At 49.2% G+C, this 25396-nt stretch carries 28 protein-coding genes and 1 pseudogene; 3 read left to right on the top strand and 26 right to left on the bottom strand.

Features of this window, described 5'->3' with window-relative positions; genetic code table 11:
- Positions 1 to 494: 494 nt before the first annotated feature.
- From D9734_RS03220 to D9734_RS03125, 20 genes are all read right to left on the bottom strand, one after another.
- On the bottom strand, positions 495 to 1352 hold the full coding sequence (locus tag D9734_RS03220; protein WP_001531545.1) for a DUF4435 domain-containing protein: 858 nt from the start codon (positions 1350 to 1352) through the stop codon (positions 495 to 497).
- Positions 1353 to 2597, bottom strand: coding sequence for an AAA family ATPase (locus D9734_RS03215; RefSeq protein WP_001531543.1), 1245 nt, complete (start codon positions 2595 to 2597; stop codon positions 1353 to 1355).
- 1030 nt (positions 2598 to 3627) lie between these two features.
- Entirely contained in the window at positions 3628 to 4206 is a 579-nt protein-coding gene (locus D9734_RS03210) for a tail fiber assembly protein (protein ID WP_062826786.1), read from the bottom strand.
- Positions 4206 to 6824, bottom strand: a complete 2619-nt coding sequence (locus D9734_RS03205; protein ID WP_130205309.1) for a phage tail protein — start codon at positions 6822 to 6824, stop codon at positions 4206 to 4208. The genes D9734_RS03210 and D9734_RS03205 overlap by 1 nt, the downstream gene beginning before the upstream one ends.
- A 10-nt stretch (positions 6825 to 6834) precedes the next feature.
- Positions 6835 to 7365 carry a phage tail protein I gene (locus D9734_RS03200; RefSeq protein ID WP_021544283.1) on the bottom strand — a complete coding sequence of 177 codons (531 nt, stop codon included), beginning with the start codon at positions 7363 to 7365 and terminating at the stop codon, positions 6835 to 6837.
- A complete protein-coding gene (locus tag D9734_RS03195) occupies positions 7358 to 8266 on the bottom strand; it encodes a baseplate assembly protein (protein WP_130205307.1) in 909 nt (302 codons plus the stop codon). Before D9734_RS03195 ends, D9734_RS03200 begins: the two co-directional genes overlap by 8 nt.
- 4 nt (positions 8267 to 8270) lie before the next feature.
- Complete coding sequence (locus D9734_RS03190; RefSeq protein ID WP_000127163.1) at positions 8271 to 8618, bottom strand: GPW/gp25 family protein; 348 nt, start codon at positions 8616 to 8618, stop codon at positions 8271 to 8273.
- On the bottom strand, positions 8615 to 9250 hold the full coding sequence (locus D9734_RS03185) for a phage baseplate assembly protein V (RefSeq protein WP_032221691.1): 636 nt from the start codon (positions 9248 to 9250) through the stop codon (positions 8615 to 8617). Before D9734_RS03185 ends, D9734_RS03190 begins: the two co-directional genes overlap by 4 nt.
- Before the next feature lie 66 nt (positions 9251 to 9316).
- Entirely contained in the window at positions 9317 to 9769 is a 453-nt protein-coding gene (locus D9734_RS03180) for a phage virion morphogenesis protein (protein ID WP_001001787.1), read from the bottom strand.
- Positions 9762 to 10229, bottom strand: coding sequence for a phage tail protein (locus D9734_RS03175; RefSeq protein WP_130205305.1), 468 nt, complete (start codon positions 10227 to 10229; stop codon positions 9762 to 9764). The genes D9734_RS03180 and D9734_RS03175 overlap by 8 nt, the downstream gene beginning before the upstream one ends.
- The gene (gene lysC / locus D9734_RS23470) at positions 10192 to 10437 is read right to left on the bottom strand and encodes an Rz1-like lysis system protein LysC (protein ID WP_229436302.1); all 246 of its coding nucleotides are present in this window, start codon (positions 10435 to 10437) and stop codon (positions 10192 to 10194) included. Before lysC ends, D9734_RS03175 begins: the two co-directional genes overlap by 38 nt.
- Positions 10337 to 10762, bottom strand: coding sequence for an Rz-like lysis system protein LysB (gene lysB, locus D9734_RS03165; RefSeq protein WP_032221687.1), 426 nt, complete (start codon positions 10760 to 10762; stop codon positions 10337 to 10339). Before lysB ends, lysC begins: the two co-directional genes overlap by 101 nt.
- The gene (locus tag D9734_RS03160; RefSeq protein ID WP_001712252.1) at positions 10750 to 11175 is read right to left on the bottom strand and encodes a DNZ54_00345 family protein; all 426 of its coding nucleotides are present in this window, start codon (positions 11173 to 11175) and stop codon (positions 10750 to 10752) included. Before D9734_RS03160 ends, lysB begins: the two co-directional genes overlap by 13 nt.
- A gap of 14 nt (positions 11176 to 11189) precedes the next feature.
- The gene (locus D9734_RS03155) at positions 11190 to 11687 is read right to left on the bottom strand and encodes a glycoside hydrolase family 104 protein (protein WP_001530534.1); all 498 of its coding nucleotides are present in this window, start codon (positions 11685 to 11687) and stop codon (positions 11190 to 11192) included.
- A complete protein-coding gene (locus D9734_RS03150) occupies positions 11687 to 11968 on the bottom strand; it encodes a phage holin family protein (protein WP_032221685.1) in 282 nt (93 codons plus the stop codon). Before D9734_RS03150 ends, D9734_RS03155 begins: the two co-directional genes overlap by 1 nt.
- 3 nt (positions 11969 to 11971) lie before the next feature.
- A complete protein-coding gene (locus D9734_RS03145; RefSeq protein ID WP_000846409.1) occupies positions 11972 to 12175 on the bottom strand; it encodes a tail protein X in 204 nt (67 codons plus the stop codon).
- On the bottom strand, positions 12175 to 12684 hold the full coding sequence (locus tag D9734_RS03140; protein WP_000988633.1) for a head completion/stabilization protein: 510 nt from the start codon (positions 12682 to 12684) through the stop codon (positions 12175 to 12177). The genes D9734_RS03145 and D9734_RS03140 overlap by 1 nt, the downstream gene beginning before the upstream one ends.
- A 99-nt stretch (positions 12685 to 12783) precedes the next feature.
- Positions 12784 to 13527 (bottom strand): terminase endonuclease subunit, encoded by a 744-nt coding sequence (locus D9734_RS03135; RefSeq protein WP_032221684.1) that lies wholly within the window; start codon positions 13525 to 13527, stop codon positions 12784 to 12786.
- A gap of 3 nt (positions 13528 to 13530) precedes the next feature.
- Positions 13531 to 14604: a phage major capsid protein, P2 family gene (locus tag D9734_RS03130; protein ID WP_001248602.1), complete on the bottom strand. Its 1074-nt coding sequence runs from the start codon at positions 14602 to 14604 to the stop codon at positions 13531 to 13533.
- Positions 14605 to 14662: 58 nt separating this feature from the next.
- The gene (locus tag D9734_RS03125; protein ID WP_001085975.1) at positions 14663 to 15517 is read right to left on the bottom strand and encodes a GPO family capsid scaffolding protein; all 855 of its coding nucleotides are present in this window, start codon (positions 15515 to 15517) and stop codon (positions 14663 to 14665) included.
- Positions 15518 to 15690: 173 nt separating this feature from the next.
- On the opposite strand from D9734_RS03125, the gene D9734_RS03120 reads away from it, so the two are divergent.
- From D9734_RS03120 to D9734_RS03110, 3 genes are all read left to right on the top strand, one after another.
- On the top strand, positions 15691 to 17463 hold the full coding sequence (locus tag D9734_RS03120) for a terminase ATPase subunit family protein (protein WP_000156877.1): 1773 nt from the start codon (positions 15691 to 15693) through the stop codon (positions 17461 to 17463).
- The gene (locus tag D9734_RS03115) at positions 17463 to 18497 is read left to right on the top strand and encodes a phage portal protein (RefSeq protein ID WP_023351983.1); all 1035 of its coding nucleotides are present in this window, start codon (positions 17463 to 17465) and stop codon (positions 18495 to 18497) included. The genes D9734_RS03120 and D9734_RS03115 overlap by 1 nt, the downstream gene beginning before the upstream one ends.
- Positions 18498 to 19001: 504 nt before the next feature.
- A complete protein-coding gene (locus D9734_RS03110; protein WP_130205303.1) occupies positions 19002 to 21218 on the top strand; it encodes an AAA family ATPase in 2217 nt (738 codons plus the stop codon).
- Positions 21219 to 21467: 249 nt separating this feature from the next.
- Here the strand turns inward: D9734_RS03110 and D9734_RS03105 are convergent, their stop codons facing one another.
- The 6 genes and pseudogenes from D9734_RS03105 to D9734_RS03080 form a co-directional block, all read right to left on the bottom strand.
- Complete coding sequence (locus D9734_RS03105) at positions 21468 to 23732, bottom strand: replication endonuclease (RefSeq protein ID WP_130205301.1); 2265 nt, start codon at positions 23730 to 23732, stop codon at positions 21468 to 21470.
- On the bottom strand, positions 23722 to 23997 hold the full coding sequence (locus D9734_RS03100; RefSeq protein ID WP_000027662.1) for a DUF5405 family protein: 276 nt from the start codon (positions 23995 to 23997) through the stop codon (positions 23722 to 23724). The genes D9734_RS03105 and D9734_RS03100 overlap by 11 nt, the downstream gene beginning before the upstream one ends.
- On the bottom strand, positions 23994 to 24218 hold the full coding sequence (locus D9734_RS03095; protein ID WP_001113264.1) for a TraR/DksA C4-type zinc finger protein: 225 nt from the start codon (positions 24216 to 24218) through the stop codon (positions 23994 to 23996). The genes D9734_RS03100 and D9734_RS03095 overlap by 4 nt, the downstream gene beginning before the upstream one ends.
- Before the next feature lie 2 nt (positions 24219 to 24220).
- Positions 24221 to 24520, bottom strand: coding sequence for a DUF5405 family protein (locus D9734_RS03090; RefSeq protein ID WP_130205299.1), 300 nt, complete (start codon positions 24518 to 24520; stop codon positions 24221 to 24223).
- Positions 24520 to 24745 (bottom strand): annotated as a pseudogene (locus tag D9734_RS03085) (DUF2732 family protein). Before D9734_RS03085 ends, D9734_RS03090 begins: the two are co-directional and overlap by 1 nt.
- A 63-nt stretch (positions 24746 to 24808) precedes the next feature.
- A complete protein-coding gene (locus D9734_RS03080; protein ID WP_000217677.1) occupies positions 24809 to 25309 on the bottom strand; it encodes a hypothetical protein in 501 nt (166 codons plus the stop codon).
- Between the last annotated feature and the right edge of the window lie 87 nt (positions 25310 to 25396).

Here is a 25396-nt window from a genome sequence, read left to right as displayed (position 1 = left end):
GGATGAAACAACAGATAAAGAAAAGGCGGGCAATCAGCCCGCCTGTCCTGATTTGTACTCTCTCAGTTTCCAACTGACAAATTACGTAACCAAAACTCTGTCAAATCTGACAGTCTGCTTTGAGCGAAAAACAGGTATTGAGATACATAATAAATCATCTCAATTTTCAACTTTTCTGCCACTTAACATCTTGAGTAGTAAATAGTACAAAACTATCTACTGCCGAAGGGCTCTAGGAAGTATGGTTTCTGCACAATAAGACTTATATCGGCTCACGGGGAGCCAAAAGATATTCATTGCCTAGAATTTGCAGATGAGGTGGTAATCTGTACTGGGGCGGTACTGCAACAGCTATGTATATTTCCACTGTGGTAATCTGTACCAGCAGGTAGAAGCTGTTATACATCACCGCCCCTGTAGTGCTAATCCGGAGATAGCACTACTCTCATCAAGGCTTGTTCTTCCATAAACCGCAATAGGTGTTAGTTTTAGCCTTAATGTAAAATTAACAATTGATTCAGACGCTTATGTAATTTTGTGGTTCTAAATGTATGATGATCGTAACTCATACGCATATAACTATCTATCTCATCCAGACGCATGTTCTTATTTACAGATATATCAGTTTCATACATCATTTTTAATATACATGTAAAGTCATGACCATTGCATATAGAAAAATGATCTGGCGACATTAATTCTAATTTACGCATTTCATTATATAAATTTTTCGCATTAAAATCCTTATCAGTACGACTCCTGCTAAGCACATGATTTATATATTTGGTTTCATCAACTACAACATCTGTCCTGTTAATACTTACAAAATTCCTGTAATTCATTCCTTTGAAATTAAGATTGCTATGTGTAAGATAATTGTACCATTTGAGAAGTCCGATTTTATAGCATGCACAAAGGATGTTCATCTTTACATCCTGACAGAATATATCGGCCAATTCCCCTTGAATTAATTTCCTATCTGTATGTGACATAATGAATTTATCAACCGCACCACCTTTTACTAACATCATTTCAAGGTCATGAGCATCAGTATAAAAAATCCCCTCGTGATTTATTCCGCTTAACTCATCAAAGTCCGCGTCACATACACCATACACAGCATTATTACCTGCACGACGTAATTGACTAACAGCCAATATTACTTCACGTTTTCCATTTTCAGGTGATTCATAAATGATTCTATTATCAAGCCGGTATGCATTGAAGAATCGGATATCTGAAATGCCCTCAACCACAATCAATATACAACGTTGATACATTTCATTTCTGAATAAAAGCATCATACTACTCAACCAATCATCTTCGCGAACAGCATTGCGTAATGACATCATTTACTCGTTTCCTTCTGAAAGCTGTTGGCTTTCATTTCTATTTCTAATCATTTCATATAGATCGTATGTTAATTCCCAATTCTTACTAATTACTTGTGGTGAATGAGTAGCAATAATGACCTTTTCATACTTGTTAATCTTTTGTATTTTTTTGAGAGAATCCAAGAAAGTTTGTTGCCAGGCGACATGCAATGATATTTCTGGCTCGTCTATAAGAATTACTTTTTGTGAAACAAAATCGAAAATCAAATTAAAAAGAAGAACTATTTGGTTCTGTTCACCTGATGAAAGCAAATTACGATCAATAACATCGCCATTGTGACTTTTGAAATAAAATCCGTTATCTCTATCAATCATCACTTTTTTAAAAGCTAAAACCTTTTCTTTCAAAATTGATTCAAATAAATCAATTTTTTGATGTAATGTCTGAAACGGTGACAATTTTCCAAGGGCATCTTCAATATATAGATCCAACACACTTAGATATTCATTGCTACTATAAAAACTTGTGCTTTTTTGAGGCATTAGCTCGTTATCAGCCTGAATAAGGCCATAACGCATATAATGTCGACGTTTATCTTGAATACCATTTAAGCGATCTTGAATATTTTCTGATGAAAATCGTTTTGATTGCTCTAAACGCTCAAATAATCGAATAGGAAATGTAGCGTCTAATTTTTGTGATAATGCAGCGGAATCATCTTGTGCATTTTTCATTAAATATTTTAATTTTCTAGCACATAAGTCAATGACTGTTTCATCAACAGCTTTGACTTGTAATCGATCTGCACATATAAAAGATACGTCTTCTTTCGATGTAATATGACTTAACACATCCGAAGATAATGGTTTATCAGTTCGTAATTTTTGTTTTGGTTTAACATCCCCCCTATGCAAGCTTACATAAAATAACTCTTCCATAATAGATTCATCTGTCTGTAACTTGAGTCTTTCTTCCGTTCTGTTTCCTGAGCTATTATCCAGATGATTCAATATTAAACCATCTTTATTGGTGTCATGAGTAATTGAAACAGAGCCACCTTGAAAATCAATTTTAATAAAATCAAAATTAAGTTTACAGAGAGCATTTAATTCATTTGTAAGAATACTATTGATGATTTTAAGAATCATTGTCTTACCATATCCATTTGGACCAGTAAGCATAGTAATTTCATTGTTATCCAAGGGAATTTCATAATCAAGGAGACCAAATAGTTTTTTTACTTTTAAATGTATCAATTTCATATCAACCTCGCAGACGATGAATTATAACCATTTATTACATGGCGCATATGAAATGCAATATATCATTGTCATGAGTTGCATTTCAAACATATGCCCCAACATCAATGCTAAATCCGTGATTAAAATTAATAAACTCCTGGTTTTTGCAAATAATTTCTTGCCCTAATAGTTTGGAAATACCTCTTTTAAATTTATAGTGAATAATATTACGCCCATTTAGTTCTCTCTTTGCAGAACTGAACATGTCGGGAGCTACGGTGTGGAGAAACACTGAAACGATCGTTAGTGAATATTTGCACACTGGTGATAGTACTAAACAGCCCTTTGGTCATGTCCGAAAAATAGTGACTCGTACAACATGATCGATGTGATAGCATTTATGACAGTGAAACATAACAATCACCTTTGAACATTTTCCATACGTGCATTATACCTATTAAATCTAAACAAAACAAATAGATATAAAATATTCATCCGCGTATCTTCATGCTCTCATATACCACATACGGGAGCCTTAACATCAAGTACTAAGCACGTCGTGAAGCCGTTTCCGTGAAGACGACTTTGCACTACTTGACTGATTAGCCATGCCTGCTTGTCTATCACACATTTAAAGTTTTTCATCGCTAACGTAGTTAGTCCATTCCCTTGAATGGCGTTTTACCAGTCTATATATGACAAATATCGTACTTTTTCCACATTCAGTCCAATTCATTCACCGCTCCTGATTCACCTACAACACCCTCTCAACGACGTTCTCTGTACCTGTAATACCGGCGCAAATTGCGTCGAAAATGTCGTTCTGCATCGCATAAACCTTCATCAGATTTGGCCTACAATGCAGCGAATAGTCTGAAATTAAAAACCGATGATGATGGACTGTACTGTTCATGCAAGTCTGGTCGCTCTGTGCCTCATCAAGGAATGAATAATGATCTTGGCGACGTCTACTCTTGGCACAGAGCGGACTGTCAGATTAGTTTTTGCTCTGTGCCATAGATGAGTAATCTCACACCAGATCTAATACAATTTATTGCGGCATTTCCGGCCATTCTATATCCGGAGCATCTTCCGGCTGAACGCGATTCAGTAACACACGGTATTTTTTCCAGTGTGTCAGGCTTAACTTTTCTTCCTCGGTAGCCATATCTAAATCGACAGCATCCTGCAGCGTGGCAATGATTTCACCTGCATATGCAATCTGCTCTTTCTTCTGAGACTCCGCCGCTCTGACAAGCGCATCACGCTCTGCATTCTCATCATTCACCCACGCATTGCCGTTCCATTTCTGATAATCCCCATCCGGGGAAATGGCTGTCACGTCTGGAGGTAATACGCCAAGTTCAGAAATATAAATGGCTGCTCCCGTTTTCGTTTCGTAGACAGTCTTTCCGCGATGGTCTTCCATCAGTTCCCATTTCATTTCGTCTGCATTGAAAACGGCTGCATAACCAGCTGGAATATCAGGTGGTGCAATATCTGTACTGTTTGCAGGCAGGCCAGTGTACGGTGGGATATATGCGTCACTTTCCCCAATAAATTCATTGGTTCCATCAAGTAAATTAAATACGTGGATAGTTTGTGCTTCTGCACTCATTCTGAAAGCCATTATGCAAGCCTCACAATATAGTTAAATGCGATGTTTTTGACGGTGTTTTCGGTATTACCTGTAGCATTAACGGTAATAGAGTGCCCGTGTGAGCCAATAGCAACCGTGTGTGAATGTGCACCAATACCAACCGTATGATTATGTGCGCCAATATCTACCGTGTGGGCATGATTCCCGGCAGCTCCTGATGTGCCATTAAACGATGGGTTGTCAAAGCCTGTTTTACCGGTTTCACCATTAGTATTGGCATTCCCTCTGTAAATGGTATGTGTATGGTTACCTGTGGTATTAGTGGTTTTTGTTCCGTAGTTAAACGTACTGACTGTCTTCGTGCCGTAATCAAATGAACTGGTCGTTTTCGTCCCTAAATCCGTATTTGACGCACTGGCGCTGTGAGTATGCGATTTAATCCCGTCCTGTTCCTGTGACAATACGGCACGCCCACTGGCGGGTTTGCCCTTGATTGTCCAGCCGCGCATATCTGGAATAACACCAGAAGGATAGGCAATAGCCAGTTTCGGATATGCAGCCTTATCAAACGTCTGCCCCTGCATAATTGCATAGCCTGCAGGTGGTGTATCTGATGGCCACGGCAGCGGAACACCTGGCGGAAACGCTTCAATATTTGCCGAGCCGTCAAATTTTACGCCGTTAATTGTCCTTGCCGTTTTCAGCTTTGTTGCTGTAGCAGCATTGCCGGACAGTTCGCCTGAAAGACCGGCGCTGAAGGTTTGTTTCGCCGCCCATGTCTGGGCTTCGTCAATGATTGGCACACGTCTTGTGGTGATCGTGCGACTTCCCGGATTTCCTGAAATACGCACCATAAAAAAGCGGTAGTTCGCTTTACTTACGGTGCTGCGCCATACATGCATTGAGCGCCCCGTACCGGAATCATCACTCGGACCCACTGCGATGTTTATCAGGTTGCCATCAATGACGCCCCAGTCCATACCGTCGGGAATGTTGGTCATGTTATCAAGCCGAACGGTTATCAGACTGCCCGGCACAAAGTCGTAGGTCTGCCAGTCCAGGCTGGTGAGCTTTGCCACAGCACCGCCGATACCCAGATTCAGGGGAAGTGAATACGAGGTGTAGACTTCCCGCCATTCGCTCCACGAGCTGCCGGTATAGACGCGCTCAAACGTGCGACCTTTAAGGGTTGCACCTGTTCCGGCAGTTGTATAACGCTGCCATACGTTAACACCATCAAAGCGCCTCAACACTTCCAGAATCCCGAGGACTGTCACGCCGTTTCCGTCCAGTATTGGACCGTTGGTCGCTTTACCTGTAACGCTGTAAATACCTGGTGAAGTCACATCATTCAAATCCCCGTCGTAATAACGACTCTCTGACTGATGACCGACTCTTAACCACGGTTCCCACTGTGGATTCTCTGCATTCCATGTAGCAGAAAGGCAGCGAACATATACATCCCCACGGCGGGTCGTGTAGCGTTGCATGCGTGAGTACCCACCACCTTCAAGAACTTCAAGGAGTCCCTGACCATAACTTCCTTCTTCCGGATAGTTGCGGTCAAATGAAGCGATAGAGCCACTACTGTTTCGCCATAAGCCAAGATGCTCTGCGCCTCCGAGCGTGTTCAGGTCAATGGTTGTACTCAGGGGGCGTGTTGCTGACTGAATCTGACGCCAGTAGCTCCACGGACCGTCTGAGCCATTCCAGGTGCCAGAAAGGTTGCGCATATAAACATTGCCTGTTCTGGTGGTATAACGCTGCATTCCTGCAAAATTACCGCCATTGAATACCTCAAGCACACCGACTGCACCGTCTTCAGGGAAATTTTTCTCCAGTGTTGCGTTGGTGGATGTTGCTTTAGACCAGATACCTGAATAAGCCTTAACAGGACCAAATGTATTCAGATCAGCATCAAGCGGCATTTCGCCATTGTTTTTCATAAACGTCAGGCTGGTAACGCCAACATTTTCCAGAAAAGCTGATTTATCCTGGATATCTGCACCATTCTGATTTTTCGCCAGACGTGAATTTGCGTTGTCATTTGCTGCCTTGACCGCTTTTGGCGTTGCCGCCAATGACTCACTGGTGCTGTTTGTTGCACTGCTTAACTGAGTAAAACCTTTTTCTGTCAGTGTGGCGTCAGGATGGCGGCGGGACTGCTCATGCTCTGCGATTTTGTCATCGACGTAATCCTGCGTCGCCATCACTGTGCTGGCATCAATACTCAGCTCAACAGACGCCACGTTACTGACAATAATAACCATGCGGCAGGTCTGCGCACGCCCGGAGCCTTCAGCGAGTTCAGGCTTATAGCTTTCTGCCATGTTGGCGACCGCAATCAGTGTTCCGGCATCGTCATACAGACCCAGCTCACGCATCCAGAAGCCGCCCACTTCGGGCGGTACAACCAGTTCAGCCACGATATAGTTTTTATTCTTATTATCCACGCTGACTTTATTCAGGGCATGACGCCAGACCTCATGCACCAGTTTCGTCTGACTGGCATCCGGCACCGGCAATTTGCCATTACCGTCACCCACGGCCATTGCAGACAGGGTTACTTTTTTCCCGCCGGGGACAGTGGCGGCTGCCAGCTTTGCGGCTCCGGCAGTAGTGATAACGGTTTTAAATTTCGTACTCATTGTTTCTCACTTATCCGGGATAAACAGTAATAACATCACCATCACAGACCACACCGCCTGTATACAGATAGCCGGGAATGTCCTGGATAATGTTCAGGCCGATAAGGTGGCGACTTGCGGGTTTGGCATCGGCAATCAGCCGTTCCATTTCCAGATACATTTCCTCTGTGATACCGCTTTCCAGCACACCGATATCAAGACGAAAGGTTCCGGGCGGGTCGTTTGTCTCCCACCATTCTTTTACGTTAATGAGATAGCCGAGCGGCTCCACCACGCGTCGGATTGCGCCTATAGTGCCCTTATGACAGTGGATGAAATAGGCATCACGGATAACGGCGCGTTTTGTCGCTTCCGGCCACTTTTCATCCCACCTGTCAACCGAAAACGCCCACGCCAGCCACGGCAGCAGATTTGCCGGGCAGGTGTCCGGGTTCCACAGCTCACGAATACTGACCGGCGTTTTTTCAATTTCCGCACAGGCTTTTGCGGCGGCGACTTCAAGCAGTGATGAGCCGGTCGGCAGCAGGCGCGAATCACTCATCCGAGCCTCCGGTCACGACGCGGTATTCGGTACAGAAAGACGCCTGCGTACTGTTGAGCACGATGTCGGCCAGTGGTGCAGCCAGTTCGACACGCTGCACGCCTTCCACATGCAAAGCGGCATAAATGGCAGACAGACGGATGTCGCGCCCCAGCCGGTGCTGTGCCGTGATGTACGCTTCCAGTTTTTTCACGGCGGCGGCGCGGATGGGTTCGCTTTCGGGACCAGGGTAAAGGTAAAGCGTGGCGTTTATCTGGTATTCAACAATGGCGGCAGACTGCACGGTCACGCGGTCGGCCACCGGCCTGACGTCCTCGCCATTAAGGGCGTTACGCACCACGGCCAGCAGGTCTTCGGATGCGACACCGTTATTTTCACGTGACAGCACAGAGATGGTGACGCAGGCCGGAGACGGACTGGTGACAGAAATATCCGCGACACGCCCGTCGGCACTGCGACCATGATACTGATAGGCTCCCACCGACCCGGCGACGCTTAAGCCCTCAAACGCCTGCTGAATACGCAGACGGTAATCGGTGTCAGACTCCATCACTTCCGGTGTCGGCGGGATGGTCGAATCATCTGCCGGGGTGATAGTCAGGCGCGTGGTGTTGTAATTGGCACCAATCACATCAAGGTCATTACCGGCGGCACAGGCCAGCATCACCGCCCGTGCGGCCTCATTCACACGCTGACGCCAGATAAGCTCACGATAAGCATTCTCCTCCAGCAGTTTGACGAGAGGCTCAGATTCCAGCGTCAGGGTACGGGCGACCGCCTCCTGCTGGTCTTCCGGGTAAAGGGAAATCAGTGTCGCCTTGCGTTCGGCAAGAATGGTTTCAAAATCCAGCTCCTCGACCACATCCGGTGCGGGTAGCTGGTTCAGGTCGATAATCGGCATGGTTTCAACTCACAGGGATGGTTAACGAAAGTGGCTGGCCGGTGTCGTTGTGCTGGCCGGTTAACGTAACTGTCATTCGCCCGTCAAAGCTGCGCGCCGTGGTGACGGATGACAGGGTGACGCGGGGTTCCCATTTCAGCACCGCCATGTAACAGGCGACCTTAATCTGCAACTCAAGCGCCGGGGTCTGCGGCTGGTCAATCATTGACGCCAGCAACGAGCCGTAATCACGACGCATCACCCGTGAGCCGACCGGTGTGCGCAGGATATCGCCGATACTCTGGCTGATATGCTCAAGGTCAGTGACAGTCAGGCCATCACTGCGATTCATTCCGAGATAACGCGCTGTCATAGAGGACTCCCGGTTGTGCCGCCGCTGTCGCCGGGGTGTTTATGGGTATGCAGTACCTTACCGTTTGATGAGAGTTCACCGCCGGTGTGTTCAATGTTGCCGCGCATCGTCCCGCCCTTCTGCACTTCCAGCGTGCCGGTAATCAGCCTGTTGGTGCAGACCACCTCCGGTGTGTCCAGGGTGATGCGGTTTGACGCTTTCACCATGACCACCGGCACCGTGGCAGTAACAGAATCAGAAGCCGTCACACTGGCCGTTTTAATTCCGCTTACCGTGAGCGCACTGGTTTCGGGTTCATACTCAATCACCGCCCCGTCAGGGAAACGGATATGCAGGGCATCCGCCGACGCAGACGGTGCGGGATTATCGCCGGAATAAATCCCCGGCAGAACAAACGCCGTGTCGAGTTCACCGCCCACGGACAGAATCAGCACCTGTTCCCCCACGGAAGGTGCCCACCATGTGCGCGAACGACCGGCGCGATGGGTCAGCCACTGCAGCCAGTCGGTACACATGCCGCCGGTCTGCACACGGCAGAGACCGGCGTTAAGGTCGGTTTCGACGATAACGCCGGTGCGAATCATGTTGCGCAGTGCGCGCGCGAGTTCCTGAATATTTGCGAGAGTGTTCATAACGGGAAGGATGCCGCCGGGTCATACCGGCGGCAATGTGACGATGAGGTGTCGGGAATGGCACAACTAACGCTCAAGGTGAGCCAGGATAATCTCTTCAATCATCTGCACATCCTCACCGGTAAAGCCGAGCAGAGGACGCGCAGGATAATCAATTTTCTTACCGTCTTTCCGGGTTTCTTCCGACAGACCAAACTGATGCACACTGGCGATTTTCGGTGACTTCCCGCCGTAAAACTCCATTGATGCCTGTTCAGGGCTGGCGCGGATATGCAAAAAACGACTGGTGATAAGTTTCGCAAACATTTTTCGCTTAACGCGACCGGTCTTTTTTCTGGCGCTCTGCTGCTGGCGTGGCGCATAGGGTGTGCCGTCCGGAGCTTTCTGTGCCATCACCCGACGCTGCTGACTCTGCCGCAGGCGTTTCGCCAGTTCGGCACTCAGTCGCCGACGCCCTGACGGTGACAGCGACTCAATAAGTCCGGTCAGCCGGTCTTCAAAACGCTTAAACTCATTCATCCCACTTGCTCACCAGTTCGCCATTGATATAAAGCTCCATCGGGCGGGTGACCGGCTCTGGCGGCGGAGGTTCCGGGATATTCTTCGCATGCAGTGCGCCGTCAACCTCACTGACCAGCGTGCGCTCGGTCAGCATCAGGCTGATGCTGATATCAAAGCTGCTGTCATTGTTGATGTCTGCATAAAACGTGAAGCCCTTTTTCTGGCCTTCGTCGGTGGTCATGATGTCGGGCTGATTTTTCCGCAGCCACGCCAGCACCGGCACGATGAGCAGGTCAAAACCACCGGTAAAGTCGGTCACAATGACATTGAGCGTGTAACGCTTTTCGAATGACAGCGACGTCGCCAGTGTGGAGGCAATACTCCCGTTATCCACGAATATCCGCAGCATCTCGGGGCTGGTTTTCAGTACCGTGACGGCATCAGTCAGTGCCCTGCGCAGGCTGTCGGGTTTGAGCATCGTTTTCGTCCTGACAGTGTTTAATCATTTTTACCTGGCTGGCACAGCGTGCCAGCGCGTTCTCAAGCTGCCGGATATCGGCACTTAAATCGCCGTTCGTCTCCGGGTCACTGCCCGGCATCGGGCAAAGACTCACTTTCGGGCAGGCGTTGGCGACAATCACTGGCGTCAGTGCAGGCGGGGCGCTGGTGCAACCGGCGCACAGCATCAGGCAGGTCAGCGCCGTACCAGCGGCGAAAATCTTCGTTTTCATTGAGTAACCTCGTGATGGTTTTCTCGCGCTGTGCTTCACGCTTCGCGGCGTTTTCCAGTTCCTGACGCAGTGCCACCTGCGCCAGCTCGTTTTTGTCTGCCCTGGTGAGGGCAACATGAAGCTGATTTTTCAGCACGGTGATGGTCGTCTGCTGCCCGCTGGCGACGTTGTTCGCCCTGTCCAGCGAGGCGCGCAGGCTGGCATTTTTGTGTTTCACCAGAAACAGACCGGCCACCGCCAGTGATAACAACACAACCAGCACAATCATCAGCTTTGACATGGTTCCCGCCCCTCAAAACGCTGACGGCAGGCCGTACGTATCAGCCGGAAGAACACCGACGCCACGAGGTAAATCAGCGCAGTAAAAATCCACCCGGCAGCGACCAGCGAGATAAACGTCGCCACCATCACCACCAGAGCCGCCGCCCGTCTGCGCCACGGCACCGGCTGCAAAAACAGCGACGTGACAATCTTCACGGCCAGCGATTCCGGCGGCAGCTCCCGCCCGTAGCGTTCCAGCACATACTCTGTGGCATACACGCCGACACCACCGGCAACCACACAGATAACCGTCGCCAGAATCGCCCAGGCGGCGACAAAACTGACGGCCACGCTCTGCGGGTAAATCAGGGACAGTGCCAGCATCAGCGCCAGCGACACGTTCAGCATCAGTGAAAGGGATAATTTCTTCATGGTGTTTACTCCGTTTAAGCCGGTACGCCGCCAGCGGTACGCCAGACGGTGACCAGTTTTTCCAGTGAATGCTCACGCTGACCGTAACCGGCACCCGGCAGGGACGCCCAGATATTGCGACAGCGTGAAATGGCGCGCTCAATGCGTCCCGCCCGGATGTCATCCAGTGCACCGCGTTCGCGGATCAACTGAATGGCGAGTCTGTCCTGCGACAACGGACTGAAATCCGGCAGGGCAAGCTGTTTGCGGTAGTGCGGCCAGAACAGGTAAAGCTGCTGATAGCGACCGGAGGCCGTGGATTTTTCACCGCGACGGTTAAACACCTTCGCCGGTCGGCCATGCGCGAACGGGTGGTCACTGTAGTCGGTGAAAATTTCCGGCTTCCCGTCCACTCCGGTGACTATCACGTCATAGCCACGGTTTTTCGTCAGCGGATGATTCGCCGTCCCTTCGGACACGGCCAGCATGTCGAGAAAGGCAGCGATATTCTGATGCGTGTTAATTACCGGCATTACGGTTTCCCCCTGCACTTAAAGCGGCGCTGAATGGCAATCTCAATCACCTGATAACCAGCGATACCCAGCATGGAGCCGATGCCGCACACCGCAGGCAGTGACAGGTCAGGAAACTGCACCAGAACAACACCGGCAACCATCGAGACAAAACCACCGAGCAACATGCGCCCGATAAACAGACGCGGGGTGATGGGTTCACCACCGGCAAGCACCTTGCCGACAACAATCAGCACCCCAATCATGAAAAGCGACAGGACGCTTTTTTCTTCTGCTGTCATGCGTTACTCCCACAGATTGACAGTTTCAGCCACGGGCGCGGTCTGAACGTCGGGCAGTTCGACGGCGGTGCCGTGTGGCAGCACCGCACCCAGTTCAGCCAGTCCCGGATTTGCGGCGAGCACGGTCTCAACCACGCCCTCAGTGCGCCCGTAATACCGGACACAAATGGCGTCGAGCGTGTCGCCCTGTAGCGCAAAGGTCTTCATCAGATTTGACTCACGATGCAGCGCGGCTTGTCCTGGATACGCGCCACCGCCCAGCGCATATCCCGCCACAGTTCATCAATGGTGCTGTCAATGCTGTCAGCCTTCTTGTCGCCTTTCGCACTGGCATCCACGCCGCGATAACGCTCATAAAGCGACGCGGTCGCCATCGCACACACGGCGCGCTCGTAGTAAAAAACTTTGATGCTTTCACCGTCGATGTCGTCCGCCGGGACGTCCGCCAGACGCGTAAAACCGGCGGCAATTTTCTGTTCGCGGTACTCGTACAGCTCCGCATTCGTCTCCGCCATACCTGACTTGATGGCCTCACGCAGACGGGCGGGGGCGACGGTCTGCTCAAGGCGCATACGTTCCCGGACGCGCTTCGGGTCGATATCGGGAAAAAAGAACGTGTTTTTAATCACCGGCTCGTCGCCTGCCGGTTGCGGGATGACCACCGTACCCTCACCGGACACGGGAGCCTCCTTTCGCGGAATAATCAGCGTCATCATGACCACCTCTGAAAAGTTGGGCGGTGGACGCCGGTGCAGTGTCAGGTGATTCACCCTCACTGACCGGCGTGCCGCCCTGGCGCGGGGCGCATTCGGTTGTTAACTGGCTTTCTTTTTCGGGCGTCCACGTTTTGCCGGTGTCACGCTCCGGGTCTTACGCGGGGCGCGGGTGGCCGCTTTGGGCTGCGGCTCCGGCTTCGGTTTCAGCTCCCGCTCCAGTCGTTCAATCTCTTTTTTGACGCCTGCCTGACAGTCGAGCTGTGTCGCACGTTGCAGGTGTGCCAGCGCCCCTGCGGCATCACCAGCGTCACGCAGAAACAGACCGGTGATTTTGTGCAGCTTTGCGCGCACTTCATCAGGCATGTCAGCCGTGGCGGTCAGTTCGAGGGTGTCCGTCAGCAGGCGGGGATCCACAGACTCACCGGCAGCGTGAGCGCGCATGGCCGCAAGCGCCACCTCCTCGGTGAACATGTACGGCGGGGTGCGGCGGTGTTTACCCGGCATGGTCAGACCGTACTTCAGGGCATAACGGGCAATCTCCAGCGCACCGGCAATATCGCCGGTATCCAGACGCCACAGCATGACTGTCATCAGAATGTCATCCTGTGCACCTTTGCCCTGCTCCAGCACGCCGTTCACCCACGGCAACCAGAACGGCAGCAGTTCGCGCTTTTTCGCGGCCTTCAGCTCTTTTGAATAAATCGCTTTCAGTGTGCGCTGGTCTGCGGCGAGCTTAACCAGCATCTGCTCATAGACAGTTGCATGTCGCAGCGGGGCGGCCTCCCGCTGCGCGGTTATCGCTGCCGAGACCCGCATCATGTGGCGTTGTGCGGGACTCGTCATCGGTTACGCTCCCGGCTCTGCGGTCGCCTTAGCCGGTGTGGAGAAATCACCGACCTTGATTTTTTCCACCAGACAACCGGCGGCGTAGTCTTCCACCACGTAATCAATGTTCATTGACTCGTAGTTCTCCACGCGGTCGAGTTTCGGGTTTTCCACAATCACGCGGCGATGGCTGTCATCCATGTAGTAGATGGACAGGTTTTCCAGCTTCGTGATGAGCATCGCATCCGCCGGGAAGTACGGGACGCGTACCGCTGGCAGGTTGCCGATGCGTTTCTGGCTGATGATGACGTCAGCGGCCAGCATTTCGCTGTTGTCCTGCTCCTTGTTGACGATGGGGAAATATTTGTCCGCCAGCAGCTGACGCCCCACAATCACCACAAGGTCAGGGTCTTCCTGATACCACGGCTCAATCAGGTTGTTGGTCGCATCCATCACCAGTGCATCGAGGCTGGCATAATCACCGCCCTTACCCACGCGGATGACCTCAGAGGTGGTGTGCCCTTCCTCGTCAGTGACCTTGCTCATCACGCGCGCCGGTGCTTCATTGCGGTATTTCTGCAGCCAGCCGACCGCCACATCCTGCAGCATCGGATTGCTGCTGCGGTCAGAGGTTTCGGCACGCTTCACGCCGTTAAAACCGGCCATGATTAAATCAAGGGACTGGCGTTTGATAATGGCGTTACGGACACGGAGCTGGAAATCCTGATAACGCGCCCACAGGTCAAGCGTTTTGTAGCGGATATAAAAATCGAAGTTAATCTGGTCGCATTCGTACTTACTGGACGCCAGCTTCGAGAAGTCCTTCGGCTGACGCTCGGTGCCACCGGCGGTGTCGGTGGTGCTGGCGATGGAGCCGGTGACACCGATGCCAATTTTTTCCCCTTTCATTTCGCTGACCGGCACAATATTGATGCGGGTCAGAAAGTCAGAGGACTCCTGCATGGTGTTCATCAGGGTCTGGGTGACCGACGGTTCAACGGTGAATTTTTTCGACACATCACCGGCGTCGATGCCGTTCAGTTCGGCAACACGGGACAGGTAGGCATTAAATTTAAAGCGGGTTTCCTGGCGCATAGTTTTTCCTGAAATTAAGGGTTAATCGTGAAGGTTTTCCCGGACTGACTGACGCTGGTCAGCAGTTCGTCATCAGGGCGTCACCGCCACCGCCGGTGGCCTTGCTGCGGCGCTGCTGGGTCAGACTTTCGGTGTGGTCGAGACTGTTTTTCAGGCGGGTGAATGCCTGGCTGGTTTCATCCGCCCTGTCAGTCACCTCCTGCTTAAGTGCGGAAAAGGCGGTTTCCATCTCAGCGAGGCGCTGCTCAGTGGCGCTCAGTTTTTCCTGCACATGTTCAGCAACAGCGGTCACCGCTTCATGCACGTCATTCAGACGGGCGTCATCGCTGGCCTGTTTGCGGCCAAAAATGGATTTCACCTTTTCGGTCAGGGCGGTGAACACGGTTTCAGGCAGGTCTTCAAATTCCAGCTCAACGGGCGTTGCCACTGAAATCAGGTTTTCAGGGCTTAATTTGAAGCGGTTCAGGGGGTTGTGTTTTGCCGTGCGGCAGAATTCCAGGTATTCCGTGCCGAGGCTTGCCGGGTCATCGGTGACGGCCAGCCCCACCAGATAACATTTGCCGGTGTTGGCAAAGTTCGGCTGAATTTCCATTGAGGTGTAGACCTTCTGCGCGGCCTTGTTCATCGCGATAAGGTCATCGGTCGGGGTGATTTTCGCAAACAGCGCCCATTTGCCTTTCAACGCCGAATCATCGTCAATCTTTTCGGCCTTCAGTTCGACCACATCGCCATAACGTTTAAAGATGCCGTCAGGCAGGATGCCGCGCAGATGTTCCAGGTTAATGCGGCAACCATAGACACGCGGGTCAAAGGTTTCGGCCATTTCCTGAATATCCTGCGCACTGATGACACGCCCGTCACAGGTGTCACCCTCAACGCCGATACGAAAGAATTTTGAGACTTTTTTTGCCATTGTCAGGAGTCCTGAATAGTGATTAGAGGAGTCACATGTCGGCATCAGTTTCCCGACGATGCGCATCCTCCGCCATCAGTCCCGGATGGCTTATCACTGACACAACAGCACCTTAGCGAATCGCGGGGCGCGACTCAGTAGCCTTGCCGTGTATTCATCACGGCGAGGTATTCATGACCATCACCACAGACACCACTCTTTTACACGACCCGCGTCGTCAGGCGGCGCTGCTGTACTGGCAGGGGTTTTCCGTGCCGCAGATTGCCGCCATGTTGCAGATGAAACGCCCGACGGTGCAGAGCTGGAAACAGCGCGACGGCTGGGACAGCGTTGCCCCCATCAGCCGTGTCGAAATGAGTCTGGAAGCGCGACTGACCCAGCTCATCATCAAACCGCAGAAAACCGGCGGTGACTTCAAGGAAATTGACCTGCTCGGACGCCAGATTGAACGACTGGCACGGGTAAACCGCTACAGTCAGACCGGCAACGAGGCAGACCTTAATCCGAACGTCGCTAACCGCAACAAAGGCGGGCGTCGCAAACCGAAAAAGAATTTTTTCAGTGACGAGGCCATCGAAAAGCTGGAGCAGATTTTCTTTAAGCAGTCTTTCGACTATCAGCTGCACTGGTATCGCGCCGGGCTTGAGCACCGCATCCGCGATATTCTGAAATCCCGCCAGATTGGCGCAACGTTTTATTTTTCCCGCGAGGCGCTGCTGCGCGCCCTGAAAACCGGTCATAACCAGATTTTTCTGTCGGCCAGTAAAACGCAGGCGTATGTGTTCCGCGAATACATCATCGCCTTTGCCCGTCTGGTTGACGTTGACCTGACCGGTGACCCGATTGTCCTGGGCAATAACGGCGCAAAACTGATTTTTCTCGGCACCAACTCCAACACCGCACAGAGCCATAACGGCGACCTGTACGTCGATGAGATTTTCTGGATCCCGAATTTTCAGGTACTGCGTAAGGTGGCATCAGGTATGGCCTCACAGAGTCACCTGCGTTCGACCTATTTCTCCACCCCGTCCACGCTGGCGCACGACGCCTACCCGTTCTGGTCGGGTGAACTGTTCAACCGGGGACGCGCCAGCGCCGCCGAACGTGTGGAAATCGACGTCAGTCATAACGCCCTTGCCGGTGGGCTTCTCTGTGCGGACGGCCAGTGGCGGCAGATTGTCACCATTGAGGACGCCCTGAAAGGTGGCTGCACGCTGTTCGACATTGAGCAGCTTAAACGCGAAAACAGCGCCGACGATTTTAAAAACCTGTTCATGTGTGAATTTGTTGACGACAAGGCGTCGGTGTTCCCGTTCGAGGAGCTGCAACGCTGCATGGTCGATACGCTGGAAGAATGGGAAGACTATGCGCCGTTTGCCGCCAATCCGTTCGGCTCCCGCCCTGTATGGATTGGTTACGACCCGTCACACCGTGGCGACAGCGCCGGATGCGTGGTGCTGGCACCGCCGGTGGTGGCCGGTGGCAAATTCAGAATACTTGAGCGTCACCAGTGGAAAGGCATGGACTTTGCCACTCAGGCGGAATCCATCCGCAAACTCACCGAAAAATACAACGTCGAATACATCGGAATTGATGCCACCGGCCTCGGTGTCGGCGTGTTCCAGCTCGTGCGCTCGTTCTATCCCGCCGCGCGCGACATCCGCTACACGCCGGAAATGAAAACCGCAATGGTGCTCAAGGCCAAAGACGTTATCCGCCGTGGCTGTCTGGAATATGACGTCAGCGCCACCGACATCACCAGCTCGTTTATGGCTATCCGCAAGACCATGACCAGCAGCGGACGCAGCGCCACCTATGAGGCCAGCCGCAGCGAGGAAGCCAGCCACGCCGACCTCGCCTGGGCGACCATGCACGCCCTGTTAAATGAGCCACTCACCGCCGGTATCAGCACCCCGCTGACATCCACCATTCTGGAGTTTTACTGATGAGCAAGAAAAAAGGGAAAACACAGCAACCTGCGGCAAAAAAAATGACCGCCAGCGCCCCGAAAATGGAAGCATTCACCTTTGGTGAGCCGGTGCCGGTACTCGACCGCCGTGACATTCTGGATTACGTCGAGTGCATCAGTAACGGCAGATGGTATGAACCACCGGTCAGCTTTACTGGTCTGGCAAAAAGCCTGCGTGCTGCCGTGCATCACAGCTCACCGATTTACGTCAAACGTAATATTCTGGCCTCGACATTTATCCCGCATCCGTGGCTGTCCCAGCAGGATTTCAGCCGCTTTGTGCTGGATTTTCTGGTGTTCGGTAATGCGTTTCTGGAAAAGCGTTACAGCACCACCGGTAAGGTCATCAGACTGGAAACCTCACCGGCAAAATATACCCGCCGTGGCGTGGAGGAGGATGTTTACTGGTGGGTGCCGTCCTTCAACGAACCGACAGCCTTCGCGCCCGGTTCCGTGTTTCACCTGCTGGAGCCGGATATTAATCAGGAGCTGTACGGCCTGCCGGAATATCTCAGCGCCCTTAACTCTGCCTGGCTGAATGAATCAGCCACGCTGTTCCGCCGCAAGTATTACGAAAACGGCGCACATGCCGGATACATCATGTACGTCACCGATGCCGTGCAGGATCGCAACGATATCGAAATGCTCCGCGAAAACATGGTGAAGTCGAAAGGCCGCAATAACTTTAAAAACCTGTTTCTCTATGCCCCACAGGGGAAAGCCGACGGCATTAAAATTATCCCGCTCAGTGAAGTGGCAACGAAAGACGATTTTTTTAATATCAAAAAAGCCAGCGCCGCAGACCTGCTGGACGCGCACCGCATCCCCTTTCAGTTGATGGGCGGCAAGCCGGAGAACGTCGGGTCACTGGGAGATATTGAGAAAGTGGCAAAGGTCTTTGTCCGCAATGAGCTTATCCCGCTACAGGACAGGATTCGGGAAATAAACGGCTGGCTCGGCCAGGAGGTCATCCGCTTTAAAAACTACTCACTGGACACTGACAACGGCTGAACATCGCCGCCTGCGGGCGGCTTTTTTACCCCCCCGCCATCACGCCCTCACACGCTCACCACCGCACAAAACAGCCCGCAGACACACCAACGCCCCGGCGCACACTCTAAACGCCATCACGACGCGCTCAGACGCTGAAAAAATAAAATCAGCACCACCGCCAGCGCGCAGTGCTTTCCCCGCCTCGCCCGCCCGCTTCATGGGGCGGTTTTAATGCAGTTGCATGATGAAACTGAAATCACATCAGCACTGACCGAAACTGACAAAAAGAATAGTATCTGACACATGCAAAAACACGCACTTAATATACGCCTATCTATAGCTCCTACAGGATTGTCAAAAAACGACCAACTCGTCATAGCGTAAACACATTTGGCTCAACGAACACTTACGTTATATGCCTCTTGAACATATCAAAGTCTTAAGGTAGATCTTTACCACTAAGTGGCTATATTAAGCTGCTTTTTTACATACAATAAAAGCTTTATCGTATGAGGCATAAAAATGGAACTTAGATTAAAAAATGTTACCAGTTATAAGAAAGACGCCTTCACAATACTGAATCTTGAAAAAAGAGTAAACATACTATACGGCCAAAATGGTTGTGGCAAATCTACCATTTCAAATTATTTCTACGACTCTACACACACAGATTATAACGAGTGTGAATGTACCCTTCTTGACAATTACAAACCTCTTGTTTACAACACTAAATTTATTGAAGATAATTTCTACAATGCACAGGAACAAAAAGGTGTTTTTACATTAAGTAAAGAAAATGCAGATATTGAAAAACAATTAATTGAAAAAGAAGCAATTAAACAGCAACTTACAGAGCAATATAGACAAAAAAAAGGAGTGTTATTGAAATTAGAAGCAGAAATGGAAAAAAAAGAAAATGAATACATCGAATCGATCTGGAAAAAAACAGAACCAATCAGAAACTCTGTACTAAAAACCTTAATGAAAGGTAAAGTTGGCTATAAAAGACCTTTTTTTGAGATGATAAAATCATCCTCACCAATCACCTTTATTAATTTAAATGATATAGCAAAAGAATACTCTATACTATTAGAAAATAGAAACAATGAAACCGCATTAATAACTCCTTTACATCCATATATCCCATCAATTGATGATGTAAATACATTAGCAACACCTATAATAGATACAAGCAATAGCTATTTATCAGAAACCATTAATAAACTTCATAATCTTGACTGGGTAAAAAAAGGTAAAGAACATTATTTAGACGGTTCTACATGTCCGTTTTGTCAGGAAAAAACTATTAGTCACGAATTTTTAAATGCCCTTAAATCAATATTTGACGAAAGTTATTCAAAGAAAGTAAAACAGCTCTCAGATATAAAGTCAGTTTATGAGAAAAATACCATATATCATTTTAACGAAATACAAAACAATATATCATCATGTGCACTAATCAATGAGAAAGATAAAGAGATCATTATTTCCAATATTAAAATATTGCAAAACATTGCAGAAAAAAATTTAATAAACATTATTGATAAGATCAACAATCCATCAACATGCGTTACATTAGAAATTGATAAAGAACTAGAAAATCATGTTCAGGAAAGCATAGACGCTGTTAACAAAAAAATAAGAGACATAAATGATAAGGTTAAAAAACTCAAAGAGTATGAGAATAAAATCGGAAAACAAGTTTGGGGGGCTCTCCATGCTTTTTGCAGCGATGATTTAGAGAATTTATCCAAACACAAAGAAAAATTCTTTGATATCAAAAAGAAAGTTCATGATGAATTAAATAATATTGAGCAACAAGGAAAAGAAAATAATCTCACAATAAAAGCATTGCGAGATAAAATATCTAACATTGATTCTACGATAGACTCAATAAACACCCATTTAAAAAATCTAGGGATCTCTGGTTTTTGTATTGAAAAACATGCAGAAAGAAAAGATATGTACATTATATCTCGACCAGGGCATACAAAAAACCAAAATGTTTATAGATCTCTTAGCGAAGGTGAAAAAACACTAATAACGTTTCTTTATTTTTTAGAGTGCTGTAAAGGTAAAACCGATAAAAATGATACCGATAACAGGGATATTTTTATTGTTATTGACGATCCAATATCTAGTCTATCGCAAAACTATGTCTACGACATCGCATCAATTATTCATCACCACATTATAAAAAATGAATTAACAAAAAAGGTATTAATCCTTACTCACAATCTTTATTTCTTTCATGAACTTATTAAGCTATCTCCTAAAAGCAGAGAAGACAAACTATTTAAGAAAAACTATTATCTAGGTAGAGTAACGAAAAATGATTTTAGTATAATTACTGAAATACAAAAAAACAGCATACAGAATGAATATCAATCTTTGTGGCAAATATTAAAAGATGCAAAAGATGGCAAAGCAAACAAAATCATAATACCTAATATTATGAGAAACATACTAGAATATTATTTTGCATTTGTTCATAGAACAGATGCTCTACAAGATGAATTAACAAAGTTGGCACGCGACGATAGCAACAGTGATTTCAAAGCATTCTACAGATACATTAACAGAGGTTCTCACTCTGATGCGGTAAATATTACTGATATGGGCGACATAGACCCAGATAAATACCTAAAACAATTGAGAACAATATTTTCAGCTACTGGTGACGAAATGCATTATTTAAAAATGATGGACGAACTAGAAGAGGAGAACGTTACCGCTTAGGCCGCATATTATCGTTTTGGGTAAGAACGACGGTGCTTACGCACCGTCTCCCAACGCCCAAAGCGGTAGCGGTTGTACTGGCGTACATTCACTAGCTTTAACATGAGGCAATCTCCATGCCAGCACTATTGTTGCCAATAGCAGCCTTTATACCCTTTGTACAAAGCTAATACCAAGAGTAATGCAAAGTAGATGTCCCAAGCGGTAACGGGGCTATTCTATGTCAAACACAGAAAAAATCAAAGCGCCCTATGAATCCCCCCAACCATCAGCGACCGGATACGTGAATTTTTTCCCGTCATAATTTACGGTTGCCCCACGCGCCAGCGCCTCAAGCTCCCATCGCTGCGGCCTGATACCGTTCTGAGCAAGGTCAACGCGGATACGGGTGATTTGCAATCGTTCCGACCGGGTCAGTCTGGCAGATGGTGCAATTTCATGCGGTTTTAACGGGCTTCCGTTTCTTTGCTGACGGTTTGGCGTTCTCAGGTCGTGTTTTAATGCGCCCCTGAGCGCCCTCACGACCTCAGGTTCATTCCATTCAATAACACCGTCATCAACCAGATTAAGCACTGCTGCGGCGTGCTCAGAAGGTGTGGGAGCCGGTGACGAAGTATCACCACCGGTGAGCTTTCCACAGTTATTGACAGGACTCCGAGGCGCGGCGATGCCGCTTTTTAAAGTCAAAGGCTCAACGACCGGCACTTTCGGCACAATGCGCCAGTCCGTCGTTCTGGTGATATGAATATGACGCGCGCCGAGATGCGGCGCGTAAATGCCGACCACTCTCTCGACCTCTTCCTCGTACTCGTTAACGTCATCCGACGGGCTACGGGCGACCCTGACAGTCTGACAATCGCGCGGGACATTTGCCCCACCCTGCGCGCTGATATACAACGCAAAATCACCACTGTCTGCGGCGGCGCGTGCAGCCTCGACGCGCTCGTCAAACTCATCAGCAATGCTGACGCCGCGCGGCAATTTGCGTAGTTCACGGTAAGCCCCCATTGTCGGCAGACCAACCGTTTTAAATTGCGGGATGCGCCACGTTGACGCCCATGCGGTAACAGCCGCTGCAGTGTCTTTCAGCGGCCTGCCGGTGTCGTTATCGAGCTGACCATCCAGTGCATAGCCGTCGATGTTTTTTGAAATGTATTTCGCGATATATCCCGCAGCACCGCCCCGGTTAAGGTGTTTTGCCTGAAAACGGTTTCGCGCGGCTCCTCTTTCGTCGCCATCCTCTTTGAGCGCATAGCGACGCATGATTTCGATAATCTGGTTACGCTGGCGTGAATTACAAAAAAGCATCATATGCCAGTGCGGCGTTCCGTCGTGGTGTGGCTCGACGACACGCAAACCGTAGACCTGTAAATCATTATCCTTGAATGCCGTGCGCATCAGGCTCCAGATACGGCAGAGATAACGCTGCGCATCCTTTGGATTAAATGCCTCATCGTTCCAGCCGTGATTAAGCTGAACGGTTTTATTTTCGCCTTTTCCGACCTGACGTGTCGGGTGATACTTTGACGGCGCGGTCAGCGTGATAAACATCCCCACATCACCCTCTGCGGCGGCGTAACGCTCAATACCGGCAATGGTGTTCATCAGCTCCATCCGGCGAATTTCAGGATTAGAAATACTGCCCATCACCTTACTGATAAGGTCGATGCGCTCGCCGGTTTCCCTGTTTTCAAGGTCACACGATTTAAGAAATTCCAGATTTGCCTGGCGGCGTGCACGTACATCACGAATGGCATGTTTACTGGCATAAGGAGAACGGTCTTTATTCACCTCCCCGACAGCAATCAGTAACGCCTCATGCCAGCGCATACGCTGGCCTTTAAGCTGATGAGTCCACCACTCATCGTTAAACAGACGGGCAATGGCAGAATATGCCTGCCTCGTGGTCATCTGTCCTTTACGGTATTTTTTCCAGTAGAGAGGGGAAATATTGAAAGCACGTGCAGCGCCAGCAACATGACCATAGAGGTGAGCCTGCGCCTCATCCGTAAACAGCGATTCTTTTTCGCCATGCGCATCCACCCAGGCATCGCAGAGTTCCTCATACATCATGAAAAGCTGCGATGAAATACGGGCGGCAAACTTTTTCAGCTCCTTATCATTCATCCCCGGCAGACGCGCATAATGGTCACGCTCTGCCAGAAACAGCAATGACGCGTCGGTGTTCATTTCATGGTGCTGATTCACGCGCTCAATGCGCGGCCATAAACGACGCTGAAAAGTGGATGTGAGGAAATAAAACCCGTGCACCGGGCTTTTATTGCGCCGGATGTAGTCATAGCGTGAAGTAAACAGCGAACGCAAAAAGTAAGGCAGGCGGTTAATCGTGGATAAAACACCTTGCACCTGACGCATCTCGTCACGTGTAAGGGGTCTTTCGCGCCCGACGGCCTCGCGTGGCGCGTTCCATGCATAAGCACCGGTAAACGTCTTACCGGTGCCTGCGGCAAATGCTGACGGAGGGACAAAACGCCCGGAGGCTTTAACGGCCATGTGAGCCAAAAGCCTCTGAACAACGCTTGCTGAGTTGCTCAACCTGCGCGTTTAAATCAGCAAAAGATTTTGCGCTTCCGGTCAGAATATCGTGATGCATCAGGCCGGAAACGAGCTGGCTTAATTTCGGGTAATAACCAACCACCGCCAGCCATTCCTGACCGGCGTTTTTACCGCTTTCCGCTCTCTTTTTCTCGTGGAGAATAAACTGAAAGCTGTCACTGGTAACGACATAACGTTCGCCAATTTCAATACGAATACTCATGCCGTTCTCCGGTAATGTTTGTTTTTTGCTTCAAAGACTGACTGACAGGAAACACAACGCGTGGCTGAGGGATAAGCAGCACGACGGGCAGCAGGTATTGGCGCGTCACACTCTTCGCAAACCAGCGCAGAAGCACCGCAATGTTTTACCCTTGCCGCGTTAATCTGGCGCTCCAGTAATTCAGCCTGTTGTTCCTGAATAAAATCTACGTTGTCCGGCATTATCAGCTCCTTTTATCGTTAAGTTTCCTGGATACATCAGCGCAATAACTGGCAAGTTCTGTCGTTAATTTTGTCAGTTCATCCACGGAGGAAATTTGCTTGTGGAATACAGCGCGTTTAACAAGTAAATTGACCACATCAGACAGGAGGTTTAATTCATTCTGATAAATCGCGATAACAGATTCAGTTATGTCGCGTTTTTCTTTATCAAGACAAAGTTGAATAAGAGACAAATCGCCATTTTTCATAACGGCGATTTTTAAGGCGTTATTCAGTAATACAACCGAACGAGAACAGGACATCAAAGCACCTCCCCGCGAGACAATCCGATATTGTGAAATTTTTTCCGACTCCTGACTGAGCAGCTCGACTATCTCCACGCGGGATAACTCCGCCTTTGTGATGTGGCGAATCATGGCGTCAAGATGAGAAGAAAAGCGCGTCGCTGCATCGGCCTGTGCTTCGGTTCTGGCCTGTTGCAGCAGTAATGCGTATTTACCGCTCTGATTTTCAGAAACTGTATGCATGACTTTCTCCAGGCAAAAAGAAGCCCCGCACAATTAAGTGCGTTAAAAACTCTGGTTAATTACTTAATGCAGGTATTGCTCTGGTTTTACCGACGTCAGAATTGTCGGTGCATACTCAAACAGACTGAATAATTCACGTAAGGCACGGAACAAAGCATCACGCCAGTAACATGATTCTTCATTAATTCGCCAGTACGGCTGATTGAATTCTTTTTCTGTCAATCCCGCATGCATAAATAAAGTACGACGCTGACTGACTGTTAAAAAACTAATATATGCATACTCACTTGCGCCGACCTGACGGCGTTTTGAGAATGCCCCGCGCAATTCATCAATTGCACATACAAGTCGTTCACGTTCGACGTCGTTCATTTCTTCAAAACGCATCGTTGCGTGACGCTGTTTTAACTGCGCATGAAAGCAAACCGTTAGCCGTTCACGTTCCATCATCTGATTATAATAATCGCATGTCTCCTGCCAGCGAGGGACGGCCAGATGCTTACCAATTATCCGGCGCATAGCTGCTGGCTGTTTTTCAACAAGATTGAGCGTCATCACTGTCATTTCCATACCCTCCGGCTTTTCAGAAAGGTCAGAGCCTTTTTTAACGGACTCTGTTTTTTGGTGCGGATAATGATTCCCTTGCGTCCC

The organism is Escherichia sp. E14S1 (assembly GCF_004211995.1).
GTDB lineage: Bacteria > Pseudomonadota > Gammaproteobacteria > Enterobacterales > Enterobacteriaceae > Escherichia.
Note: the sequence above shows the minus strand (reverse complement) of the source record. Positions and strands in the feature narration are given on the sequence as shown.